The organism is Duganella lactea (assembly GCF_009857505.1).
In the GTDB taxonomy this organism is placed as follows: domain Bacteria; phylum Pseudomonadota; class Gammaproteobacteria; order Burkholderiales; family Burkholderiaceae_D; genus Rugamonas; species Rugamonas lactea.
Map to the genome: position 1 here is coordinate 1 of NZ_WWCP01000066.1, position 11,537 is coordinate 11,537.

Sequence of the window (11,537 nt, forward strand, 5' to 3'; positions counted from 1 at the left end):
AGCGGTGGCCGGCAACGGCGCACCCACCGCCGCCTCCGGCGCGGCCGCCGGCGCCGCCTTCCAGGCCGCGATGGACCCGAGCGCCGGCCTGACGGGCCAGGGTGGCGGCGGCCGCGTGGTCAACATGCTGAGCGTGGCCGCGCCGCAGCAAGTGATGCTGGAGGTGAAGATCGCCGAGGTGTCGAAAACCCTGGTCGACCAGCTTGGCGCCAGCGTCGGCCTGAACGGCACGCGCGGCAGCTGGACCTACACCATGCTGTCCAATCTGCTGAGCGGCAATCCGAGCAAGCTCGACGCCTTCAACCAGGGCAGCGGCAAATTCCTCACGCTGGACGCGCAAAAGAACGACGCGCTGGTCAAGGTGCTGGCCGAGCCGACCGTGATGGCCATCAGCGGCCAGGAGGCCAGCTTCCTGGCCGGCGGCAAAATCTTCATCCCGGTGGCGCAGGACAGCACCAGCGGCGGCAGCCGCGTGACGCTGGAGGAAAAGGAATACGGCATCGCCGTCAGGTTCACGCCGACCGTGCTGGACAACGGCCGCATCAACCTGCGCGTGTCGCCCGAGGTGTCCGAGCTGAACCGCGAAGGCATCGGCATCAGCGCCACCGGCAGCAACGCCACCGCCGTGCTGCCGTCGTTCACCACGCGCCGCGCCAGCACGACCGTGCAGTTGTTCGACGGCCAGAGCTTCGCCATCGGCGGCCTGATCAAGAACAACGTCACCAGCAGCATCAAGGCCTTCCCCGGCCTGGGCGAAATTCCCATCCTCGGCGCGCTGTTCCGCAGCAGCGACTTCCAGAACGACCGCACCGAGCTGGTGTTCATCGTCACGCCGCATCTGGCGCAGCCGCTGCCGCCACAGCCAAAACTGCCGACCGACGACTACGTGCAGCCGAGCCGCTTCGACTTTTTCCTGAACGGCAAGCTGGAAGGCGCCCCCCCGCCAACGCCACCAACGCCACCGGCGCCGCCCGCGCCCGGCGGCAACCACTAGGAGGCGCTATGCGCATTCCCCTGATCCTCGCCGCCCTGCTGACGCTGACCGCCTGCGGCACCGCGCCGCGGCTGGACCGCCAGTTCGGCCACAGCCTGCGCCAGTTGCAGGCGCAGCAGACGCTGAACCCGCGGGCCGTCGACAACCGCAGCCCGGTCAACGGCCTCGACCCGCAAGCGGCGGCGGCGGCCTACCAGAACTATCAGCAGGCGCTCAGCACCAAGGACGAGCAAAGCGCCACCTTCGGCATCGGCGCCGGCAAAAACCGATAAGGAGCGGCCCCCTTGAAGATCACCGTTATTTCCCGCGACGAAAGACAACTGGCCGAACTGATGCGTCTGCTGCGGGCGCGCTCGCCGTCCGACGAAATCAACCATCTGGCCGGCCCGGTCGCGCGCGTCACCGCGCTGACCGACGAGCAGATGCCGGACGTGCTGATCATTGACCGGCCGCTGGCCGCCGACGACGACCTCGACCACCTGGAACGCTTCTCCGCCCAGCACCCCAACATCGCCTGCGTGGCGCTGTGCACCGAGCAGGACCCGCCGTTCCTGCTGCAGGCGATGCGCGCCGGCGTGCGCGAGGTGCTGCCGGCGCCGGTCGCCAGCGGCGCGCTGTATCCGGCGATGGAGCGCATCGCCGACAAGCTGGAGCGGCGCGGCCACGCCAACGGCAAGGTGCTGGCGTTCATCTCCTGCAAGGGCGGCAGCGGCGCCACCTTCCTCGCCACCAACCTCGGCTACGCGCTGGCCGCCAGCGGCAAGCAGAAGGTGGCGCTGATCGACATGAATCTGCAGTTCGGCGATGCCTCGCTGTTCGTCTCCGACCACAAGCCGCTGGCCACGCTGAGCGACGTCGCCCAGCAGATCCACCGGCTCGACCCGTCATTCCTGACCTCATCGATGCTGAGCATCACGCCCAACTACGGCGTGCTGGCGGCGCCGTCCGACCCGGCGCACGCCAACGACGTCAAGCCCGACCACATCGACGCCATCCTCAAGCTGGCGCGCCGCCAGTACGACTTCGTGGTGCTGGACGTCGGCCGCAGCCTGGACGCGGTCAGCATCCGCGCGCTCGACCACGCCGACCTGATCTTCCCCATCCTGCAGACCACGCTGCCCTACATCCGCGACAGCAAGCGCCTGCTCAACGTGTTCCGCTCGCTGGAATACGGCCGCGACAAAGTCCAGCTGATCGTCAACCGCCACGACAAGCACAGCGAAATCCGCCTGAAGGATCTGGAAAGCGCCTTCGAGGCCGACATCGGCTTCACCATCCCCAACAACTACGACGCCGCCGCCGCCTCGGTCAACCAGGGCGTGCCGGTGCTGCAACTGTCGCCGCAGGCGCCGATCAGCCAGGCGCTGGCGGCGCTGGCGCGCCAGCTGTCGGGCGAGCGCGCGCCGACCCAGCAGCGCGGCTGGCTTGAGCGGCTGCGCGCGCGTCCCGCCAGGAGCACCCCATGAGCAACGCCCCCGCCTCGCTGCGCGAACGCCTGGAAAACACCGATGTGCGCGGCTCCGGCCAGCGCAGCCACGGCGGCATCGACAACCGCGCCTATCAGAAACTCAAGCAGCGCCTGCACGCCGCCCTGCTCGACCGGGTCGACCTGGAAAGCCTGCAGCGGCTGTCGCCCGAGCAGATCCGCGCCGAGCTGCGCAACCTGGTCGAAAAGCTGCTGGAAGAAGACGCGGTGGTGATCAACGACGCCGAGCGCAAGACGCTGACGCGCGACATCCAGAACGAGATGCTCGGCTTCGGCCCGCTGGAGCCGCTGCTGGAGGACCCCACCGTGTCCGACATCCTGGTCAACACCCACCGCCAGATCTACGTCGAGCGGCGCGGCAAGCTGGAGCTGACCGACGTCACCTTCAGCGACGACGCCCACCTGATGAAGATCATCGACAAGATCGTCTCGCGGGTGGGGCGCCGCATCGACGAGTCCAGCCCGATGGTCGACGCCCGCCTGCCGGACGGCTCGCGGGTCAACGCCATCATCCCGCCGCTGGCCATCGACGGCCCGATCATGTCGATCCGGCGCTTCTCGGCCGACCCGCTGCGGCTGGCCGACCTGGTGGCCTACGGCTCGATGACGGCCGACATGGCCGAGGTGCTGCAGGGCCTCGGCAAGGCCAAGGTCAACATCGTCATCTCCGGCGGCACCGGCTCCGGCAAGACCACCATGCTGAACGTCATCTCCGGCTTCATCAATCCCAGCGAGCGCATCGTCACCATCGAGGACGCCGCCGAGCTGCAACTGCAGCAGCCGCACGTGGTGCGGCTGGAAACCCGGCCCGCCAACATCGAGGGCAAGGGCGAGGTGACGCAGCGCGCGCTGGTGCGCAACGCGCTGCGCATGCGGCCCGACCGCATCATCCTCGGCGAGGTGCGCGGCGCCGAGGCGCTCGACATGCTGGGCGCGATGAACACCGGCCACGAGGGCTCGATGGCGACCATCCATGCCAACACCCCGCGCGACGGCCTGACCCGGCTGGAGAACATGGTGTCGATGGCCGCCGCCAGCCTGCCGACCAAGGCCATGCGCCAGCAGATCAGCAGCGCGGTCGGGGTGGTGATCCAGGTCTCGCGGCTGACCGACGGCAAGCGCAAGGTGATGTCGATCCAGGAGGTGACCGGCATGGAGGGCGAGATCATCACCATGCAGGAAATCTTCGCCTTCAAGCAGACCGGCCTGGCCGAGGACGGCAAGGTGCTGGGCCACCACGCCGCCACCGGCATCCGCCCGCGCTTCCTCGAACGGCTGCGCAACTTCGGCGTCCAGCTCGACGCCCATGTGTTCGATCCGGCGGGGCACTGAGCATGGACCTGCGCCTGCCGCTGTTCATCGTGCTGCTGTTCGCCGCCGTGGCGCTGCTGGTGTGGGGCGCCTACAGCGGCTGGAACCGCGCCCGCGGTCCGGAGGCCGAACGCGTCGCGCGGCGGCTGCGCAACGCCCTCGGCGACGGCGGCGGCGGCGAACGGGCGGTGTCGATCACCAAGGAGCGCACACTGGCGCGGGACGCCGGCGTGCAGCAGTTGCTGGCGGCGCTGCCCGGCGTCGCCAAGCTCGACCGGCTGCTGCTGCAGACCGGGCGCGGCATGAGCGCCGCCCAGCTGTGCGCGCTGATCGGCGCCGGCTTCGTGCTCGGCGCCGTGCTGGCCGGCGTGCTGGGCTTGCCGTGGTTCGGCTTGCTGGCGATGGGCGCCGGCGTCGCCGCGCTGCCGGTCTTCGAGGCGCTGCGCGCCAAGCGCAAGCGTATCCTGCGCATCGAGGCGCTGCTGCCGGACGCGCTCGACATGATGGGGCGCGCCATGCGCGCCGGCCACGCCTTCCCCACCGCGCTCAAAATGGTCGGCGAGGAAATCCCCGATCCGCTGGGCGCCGAATTCCGCAGCGTCTTCGACGAGGTCAACTTCGGCGTGTCGATGCCGGACGCGCTGATGAACCTGGCCCTGCGCGTGCCCAGCACCGACCTGCGCTACTTCGTCATCGCGGTGCTGATCCAGCGCGAGACCGGCGGCAACCTGACCGACCTGCTGGCCTCGATCAGCGCCATCATCCGCGACCGCCTCAAGCTGCTCGGCCAGGTCAAGGTGATGTCGGCCGAGGGCCGCATGTCGGCCTGGGTGCTGGGGCTGATGCCGTTCGCCGTCGGCGCGCTGGTGTCGGTGGTCAATCCCGGCTCGCTGGAAGTGCTGTTCACCGATCCCGGCGGCCGCAAGATGCTGGGCGTGGCCGCCGCGCTGATGCTGATCGGCATGCTGGCGATCCGCAAGATCACCACCATCCACGTCTAGGGGGGGCGCCATGACCATCGTTCAGATCATGTTCCTGCTGGTGGTCTTCATCGCCGTGTTCGGCGGCGTGGTGCTGGCGATCCGCCTGTTGAGCAGCAACCCGGTCAAGGACCGGCTGGAGGCGCTGCACGAGCACAGCCGGGTAACCCGCAAGAGCGCCGTCTGGATCGAGCACATCGTCAACCTGGCGGCGCCGCTGGCCAGGCTGTCGCTGCCGACCGAGGGCTGGGAAAACTCGCCGGTGCGGCTGCGCTTCATCAACGCCGGCTGGCGCACGCCGTCGACACCGGCGCTGTTCTACGCCGGCAAGACCGGGCTGGCGCTGCTGCTGCCGCTGATCGTGTTCCTCTACCTGAGCAGCAAGGCGGTGGCCACCGACGGCAACGTCAAGCTGCTGTGGATGGTCGTCGCCGGCGGCCTCGGCTACTATCTGCCGAACCTGCTGCTGAACCACGTGGTCAAGACGCGCCAGCGCGACATCTTCGAATCCTTCCCCGACGCGCTCGACCTGATGACCGTGTGCGTCGAGGCCGGGCTGGCGATGGACGCCGCGCTGGCGCGGGTGGCCAACGAGATCGGCCTGAAAAGCCTGGTGCTGGCCGAGGAGATGCAGCTGGTGACGCTGGAGCTGCGCGCCGGCAGCGCCAAGGACAAGGCGCTGCGCAACCTGGCGCTGCGCACCGGCGTCGAGGACGTCGACGCGCTGGTGACGATGCTGATCCAGGCCGACCGTTTCGGCACCAGCATCGCCGACTCGCTGCGGGTGCAGTCGGAACAGCTGCGCACCAAGCGCCGCCAGCGCGCCGAGGAACACGCCGCCAAGATCTCGCTCAAGCTGCTGTTCCCGCTGATCTTCTTCATCTTCCCGAGTTTGCTGGTGGTGCTGCTCGGCCCCGCCATGCTGAACCTGTACCGCAACCTGCTGCCGGCCATGGCCGGCGCCAACTGACCAGGAGTGACCATGACCGTGCCCCGGATCGCGACGCTGCGCCGCTACCTGCTGAACCTGTGCATCGCGCTGTGCTGCGCGGTGCTGCTGGCCGCCTGCGGCGGCGGTGGCGGCGGCAACGGCGGCTGCGCCACCCTCGATCCGAGCCGCGACCCGAATCTGCCCGGCTGCCCGACCAGCACGCCGACGACACCGGGCACGCCGGCGGGCAATCCCGGCATGACGCTGCTGCTGACCGACGCCAGCGGCGCGCCCACCGCCACCATCGCCCCCGAGCGCCCCGGCACGCTGGTGGTGCTGCTGAAGGACGGCGCCGGCGCCGTGGTCAACAACGCGCTGGTCAGCTTCGTCAGCACCGACCGCACTGGCGTCTTCCTGCCGGCCTCGGCCACCGCGCTGACCGACGCCAAGGGCACCGCCAGCATCACGCTGCCGGCCGGCGGCACCGCCGGCGCCTTCAGCGTCACCGCCAGCGCCACCGTCGGCGGCAAGCTGGCCAGCGCCAGCGTCAACTACAGCGTCAACCTGCCGCTGGCCAACACGCCACGGCTGCTCCTGGCGCTGAACGACGTCAACGGCATGCCGCTGACCGCGCTCACCCCGTCCAGCCCCGGTAGCCTGGTGGCCACCGTGCGCGCCGCCAACGGCGCGCCGGTCGCCAACACCGTGGTCAGCTTCACCAGCACCGACGCCAGCACCACGCTGGTGCCGTCCACCGGCACCGCGCTGACCAACGCCCAGGGCGTGGCCCAGGTGGCGCTGCCGGTCGGCACGCTGGCCGGCGGCTTCACCGTGACCGCCAGCGCCAGCGTGGCCGGCACCCCGGTCAGCGGCGCCATCAGCTACGCCGTCAGCGTGCCCAACGGCGCGCCGCCGGCCCAACCGGCGCCATCGCTGACGCTGGCGCTGCAGGCGCCGGACGGCGCCGGCACCCTCAGCATCGCGCCCGACAGTCCCGGCACGCTGGTGGCGACGCTGCGCAACGCCGCCAACGCGCCGGTCGCCAACGCCGTGGTCAGCTTCCTCACCAATGACCGCGGCGGCGCGCTGACGCCCAGCACCGGCACCGCGCTGACCGACGCCAACGGCCGCGCCACGGTCACGCTCAACGCCGGCAGCGTGGCGGCCGGCTACACCGCCAGCGCCAGCGCCAGCGTCAACGGCGTGGTCGTCAACGCCGCCACCAACTACGCGGTGGCCTTCCCGGTGCTGAGCTTGAGCGCGCCGGTGGTGACGCCGACGCCGCTGGCGGCCGGCGGCACGGCCAGCCTCAGCACCACCGTGCTGAGCGCCGGCAAGCTGTACGCGCCGGCCCAGACCATCAGTTTCAGCTCGCCGTGCGCGGCGGCCGGCAAGGCGCGCATCGGCACCCCGGTGACCAGCGTCAACGGCGTCGCCAGCACCTCGTACACCGACCTCGGCTGCGGCGCGGTCGATGCCATCACCGCCACGCTGGTGTACAACGGCGCCAGCCTGAGCGCCAGCGCCAACCTGACCGTGCTGGCGCCGGCCGCCGGCCAGCTGGTGTTCGTCTCGGCGCTGCCGCAGAACATCGCGCTCAAGGGCACCGGCGGCGCCGGCCGCCAGGAAAGCGCCACCGTCACCTTCCGCGTGCTCGACGGCGGCGGCAACCCGGTGGTCGGCCAGAGCGTCAACTTCGCGCTCAACACCAGCGCCGGCGGCCTCAGTGTGACGCCGGCCAGCGCCGTCACCGGCGCCAACGGCGTGGTCAGCACCACCGTGCAGTCGGGCACGGTCAACACGCCGGTGCGGGTCAGCGCCAGCCTGCCGGGCGGCGCCATCAGCACGCTGTCCGACCAGCTGGTGGTGTCGACCGGCGTGCCGGAACAAGGCGCCTTCTCGCTCAGCGCCGCCATCAAGAATGTCGAGGGCGGCCAGTTCAACGGCTGTCCGGCGCCGGCCGGCACACTGATCACCGCGCGCCTGGCCGACCACTTCCGCAACCCGGCGCCGGACGGCACGGCGGTCAGCTTCACCGCCGAGGGCGGCACCATCGACGCCTCCTGCCTGACCGGGCTGACGCAGACCACGCTGACCGACGGCACCGTCATCACGCAGAAAGGCACGCCGGGCGAGTGCACGGTACGCTTCTGCGCCGGCAACCCGCGCCCGGCCGACGGCCGCGTCACCGTGCTCGCCTACGCGCTGGGCGAGGAAAACTTTGTCGACGCCAACGGCAACAACCGCTACGACAAGGGCGAAACCTTCACCGACCTCGGCGATCCGTTCCGCAACGACCGCGCCGTCACCGACCTCAACGCCAATGGCGGCGACGACGCCTTCACCAGCGGCAACGCCGTGCGCGTCAGCGGCGAGGCCTATATCGATACCAACGGCAATGGCAACTGGGACCAGAACGGCAACGGCGTCTACAACGGCGTGCTGCAATCGCCCGGCGCCGGCGGCAGCGCCAACACCGTGCATGTGCAGCAAGCGCTGGTGATGGTGCTGTCGAACTCGACGCCGGCGATCACCTACCTCGACCAGACGCCGGTGGCCGGCGTGACGCCGACGCTGGCGCTGCCCCAGTGCGTCACCGGCAGCGGCTTCGTCAACAACACCCGCACCTTCCGTTTCGCCATCCGCGACAACAATCCGACCGTGTTCGCGCCCAACCTGCGCAGCGCCCATCCGAACGACGCCACCTGGCTGTTCGACCGGCCCGGCAACCCGCTGCCGGCCGGCACCCGGATCGCCTTCAGCAGCAGCAACGGCGTCCTGCTCGGCAACACCGTGCTGACGGTGCAGAACACCAGCGCCGCCGACGCCAGCGCCTGGACCTACGCGGTGCAGATGATCAGCGACGCCGTGCAGGATGTCGCCTTCAACTGCAGCAACCCGGTCAGCAGCGGCGCGCTGACCATCACCGTGACCACGCCGAGCGGCGCCGTCACGCAGACCAGCTTCCCGGTCACCGACTGAGCGCGCCGCCATGGACCATCCCGCCACGCCATCGGCCCAATCCGCCCAATCCGCCGCCTACGCCGACGGCCGCCTGCACGCGCGGCCCGACGTGCTGCGGCAGATCGCCCACCAGCGCCAGCCGGCGCTGGACGCCGGCACCCACCAACTATCGTTCGCCGACGGCCGCACGGCGATACTGCACGTGCCGCCGCATCTGGACTCGGGCAGCGGCGCGCACGGCGAGCCGCTGCCCTTGCTGTTGCTGCTGCACGGCGCCGGCGGCCAGCACGGCGGCGCCGATCAGCTGGCGCTGGCGCACGCGATCGGCCAGGGCACGCTGTTGCTGATCCCGGACGCGCTGTCGAGCAGCTGGGATTTTTTGCGCGGCGGCTTCGGCGCCGACCTGGCCTTCATCGACCGCGCGCTGCTGTGGACCATGCAGCGCTACCAGGTGGACGAGCGGGCGATGGCGATCGCCGGCTTTTCCGACGGCGCCTCGTATGCGCTGTCGGTGGGGCTGATGAACGGGCAGGTGTTCAGCGATATTCTGGCGTTCTCGCCCGGCTGCATGGCGCCGCTGCGGCGCGAGGGCCAGCCGCGGGTGTTTGTTGCGCACGGCACGGCGGATCGGGTGCTGCTGGTCCAGCGCGGGCGCGACATCGCGCAGCGGCTGACACAGGAGGGTTACGAGGTCGCGTATGAGGAATTCGACGGCGCCCACATCGTCTCGCCGACGGTGGCGCGCGGCGCGCTGCAACGGCTGCAAAAATAGCCCGGCGCCGGAACGACGAGGCTTACGGCGCGGCCAAAGTCACCCGATTGCGCCCTGCCGACTTGGCCGCATACAAGGCCTTGTCGGCCGCCTCCACCAGCGTGCCCGTCAGATGCACGCCACGCTGCGGCGTCATCGCCGCCACGCCGGCGCTCAGCGTCACCCGCCCGAACGGACTGCCCTGATGCGGCAGCCGCAACGCCTCCACCGCGTCGCGGATACGCTCGGCCACCACCTGCGCGCCGTGCAGATCCGTGTTCGGCAGCAGGATGCCGATCTCCTCGCCGCCGTAGCGCGCCGTCAGGTCGCCGGGCCGCTTCGGCGTCAGCGCGCGGATCAGCCGGCTGACCGCGCGCAGCACCTCGTCGCCGGCGCTGTGGCCGTAAAGATCGTTGTACTGCTTGAAGTAATCGACATCGATCATGATGAACGCCAGCCTATGCTGGTGCCGCGTCGCGCGGCTGAACTCGTTGCTCAGCGAGACATCGAAATGGCGCCGGTTGGCCAGCCCGGTCAGGCCGTCCGACATCGCCTGCCGCTCCAGCGTGCGGTTGGCGCTTTCCAGCGCGTCGCGCGCCTCGCGCAGCGCGGCCTCGGCCCGCGCGCGGCGCGCGATCTGCGCCACCAGCCGCCGGCCGAAAAAGCCGATGAACACCGCCAGCAACAGCACCGCCGCCGAACGGGTGCAGGTGTCGCGCCGCCAGCGCGCCAGCATCTCCTCGCGCGACAAGGCGGCCGTGACAAACAGCGGATAGTGCGGCAGCGGGCGGAAGCTGTTGAGCCGCAGTTCGCCGTCGTGGAACGAATGCAGCGAGGCGCTGCCGACCCGCGCCGCGCCGGTCAGACTGGCGTAGTGCCGGAACAGTTCGCTATCGCGCATGCCGCCGCCGACGCGCGTGGCGTCGAACGGCTGGCGCAGCATCAGCACGCCGTCGTTGGACAGTAGCGCCACCGCGCCGTGCCGGCCGAGGTCGAAGCTCTCGTAGAAACGGCGGAAGTAATCGATGTCCAGCGCCGCCACCATCACGCCGTCGAAGCTGCCGTCCGGCCGGTTGAGGCGGCGCGACACCGGCATGATCCACTTGCCGGTGGCACGGCTGACCACCGGCCGGCCGACATGCGCGCCCCGCCCAGGGTGCGTGCGGTGGTAAGTGAAGTATTCGCGGTCGGCGTTGTTGTACGCCGGAACAGGCAGACCGAGCGAGTTGGCCAGCCAGCGGCCGTCGCGGTCGTAGACGAACAGCCCGAGCAGCTGCGGCAGGTTGTCGACCTGGGCGCGCATCTGCCGCTGCAGCCGCGCCAGCGGCGCCGCGCCGCGGCCGTCGGTCTCGATGCGTTCGACCATCTCGATCAGCGCGATGTCGGCCGCCTTGATGGTGTCGTCGGCCTGCTGCGCCATCGCCCGCGCCAGGTTGGCGCCCTGGCGCTCCATCTCGTTCAGCTGCTCGGTGCGCGCATACAGGCTGCGCCAGACGTCGAGGCCGACCAGCGTCAGACAGACCACGCTGACGAACACCGTGGCCCAGAAGCTGAAGGACAAGCGCTTGAACAGGGGGGCAACGCGGGTCATGGCCATGTCTGCTTTATGCCGCCGATGCGCCGCCGGCGCTCAGCCGGCGTCCAGCATCGGTCGCAGATGCTGCCACGCCAGCTCCGGCGTCAGCTTGACCATGCAGTCCTGATGGCCCAGCGGGCACTCGCGCTGCTTGCACGGCGCGCAATCGAGCCGCAGCGACAGCGACGCCGCCAGATCCGAGAACGGCGGCGCGTGGTCGGGGTCGGTCGGGCCGTACAGCGCCAGCACCGGGCGGTTCAGCGCCGAGGCGATGTGCAGCAGGCCGGAATCGTTGGCCACCACCGCCGCCGCGTGCGCGATCAGGGCGATCGCCTCGGCCAGGCTGGTGGCGCCGGCCAGATTGAACACCGCCGCGTCGGCCGGCAAGGCGGCCGCCACCGCCGCGCACGCCTCCTGGTCCTTGGGCGAACCGAGCAGCGCGATCTGGGTCGCCGCGTCGCGCGCCAGCACCGCCTGCGCCAGGCCGGCGAAATGGCGCGCCGGCCAGCGCTTGGCGCCGCCGAATTCGGCGCCCGGCGCCATC

At 70.5% G+C, this 11,537-nt stretch carries 10 protein-coding genes; 8 read left to right on the top strand and 2 right to left on the bottom strand.

Translation table 11 applies throughout. The features are described 5' to 3' along the window. The 8 genes from GTP44_RS26155 to GTP44_RS26190 form a co-directional block, all read left to right on the top strand. On the top strand, positions 1-994 hold a 994-nt coding region (locus GTP44_RS26155), incomplete at its 5' end, for a type II and III secretion system protein family protein (RefSeq protein WP_371867335.1). Positions 995-1,002: 8 nt separating this feature from the next. Further along, positions 1,003-1,266 carry a hypothetical protein gene (locus GTP44_RS26160; RefSeq protein ID WP_161021707.1) on the top strand — a complete coding sequence of 88 codons (264 nt, stop codon included), beginning with the start codon at positions 1,003-1,005 and terminating at the stop codon, positions 1,264-1,266. Positions 1,267-1,278: 12 nt separating this feature from the next. Then, entirely contained in the window at positions 1,279-2,460 is a 1,182-nt protein-coding gene (locus GTP44_RS26165) for a CpaE/TadZ family protein (RefSeq protein WP_161021708.1), read from the top strand. Further along, positions 2,457-3,812 (top strand): TadA family conjugal transfer-associated ATPase, encoded by a 1,356-nt coding sequence (locus tag GTP44_RS26170; RefSeq protein WP_161021709.1) that lies wholly within the window; start codon positions 2,457-2,459, stop codon positions 3,810-3,812. Before GTP44_RS26165 ends, GTP44_RS26170 begins: the two co-directional genes overlap by 4 nt. 2 nt (positions 3,813-3,814) lie before the next feature. Further along, on the top strand, positions 3,815-4,792 hold the full coding sequence (locus GTP44_RS26175) for a type II secretion system F family protein (protein ID WP_161021710.1): 978 nt from the start codon (positions 3,815-3,817) through the stop codon (positions 4,790-4,792). Positions 4,793-4,802: 10 nt separating this feature from the next. Then, positions 4,803-5,741 (top strand): type II secretion system F family protein, encoded by a 939-nt coding sequence (locus GTP44_RS26180; protein WP_161021711.1) that lies wholly within the window; start codon positions 4,803-4,805, stop codon positions 5,739-5,741. 12 nt (positions 5,742-5,753) lie between these two features. Then, positions 5,754-8,684, top strand: a complete 2,931-nt coding sequence (locus GTP44_RS26185; RefSeq protein WP_161021712.1) for a beta strand repeat-containing protein — start codon at positions 5,754-5,756, stop codon at positions 8,682-8,684. 10 nt (positions 8,685-8,694) lie between these two features. Continuing rightward, positions 8,695-9,438 carry an alpha/beta hydrolase gene (locus GTP44_RS26190; RefSeq protein ID WP_161021713.1) on the top strand — a complete coding sequence of 248 codons (744 nt, stop codon included), beginning with the start codon at positions 8,695-8,697 and terminating at the stop codon, positions 9,436-9,438. 22 nt (positions 9,439-9,460) lie between these two features. Here GTP44_RS26190 and GTP44_RS26195 read toward each other — a convergent pair whose 3' ends face one another. Beyond that, complete coding sequence (locus GTP44_RS26195; protein ID WP_161021714.1) at positions 9,461-11,008, bottom strand: GGDEF domain-containing protein; 1,548 nt, start codon at positions 11,006-11,008, stop codon at positions 9,461-9,463. A gap of 39 nt (positions 11,009-11,047) precedes the next feature. After that, positions 11,048-11,537, bottom strand: a 490-nt coding sequence (gene waaF, locus GTP44_RS26200) for a lipopolysaccharide heptosyltransferase II (RefSeq protein WP_161021715.1), incomplete at its 5' end; no start/stop codon positions are given.

Bases quoted from the DNA above. Each gene is read 5' to 3' on its own strand.
- GTP44_RS26195 (WP_161021714.1), bottom strand. From the start codon at position 11,008: ATGACCCGCGTTGCCCCCCTGTTCAAGCGCTTGTCCTTCAGCTTCTGG.
- GTP44_RS26190 (WP_161021713.1), top strand. From the start codon at position 8,695: ATGGACCATCCCGCCACGCCATCGGCCCAATCCGCCCAATCCGCCGCC.
- GTP44_RS26175 (WP_161021710.1), top strand. From the start codon at position 3,815: ATGGACCTGCGCCTGCCGCTGTTCATCGTGCTGCTGTTCGCCGCCGTG.
- GTP44_RS26170 (WP_161021709.1), top strand. From the start codon at position 2,457: ATGAGCAACGCCCCCGCCTCGCTGCGCGAACGCCTGGAAAACACCGAT.
- GTP44_RS26185 (WP_161021712.1), top strand. From the start codon at position 5,754: ATGACCGTGCCCCGGATCGCGACGCTGCGCCGCTACCTGCTGAACCTG.
- GTP44_RS26160 (WP_161021707.1), top strand. From the start codon at position 1,003: ATGCGCATTCCCCTGATCCTCGCCGCCCTGCTGACGCTGACCGCCTGC.
- GTP44_RS26180 (WP_161021711.1), top strand. From the start codon at position 4,803: ATGACCATCGTTCAGATCATGTTCCTGCTGGTGGTCTTCATCGCCGTG.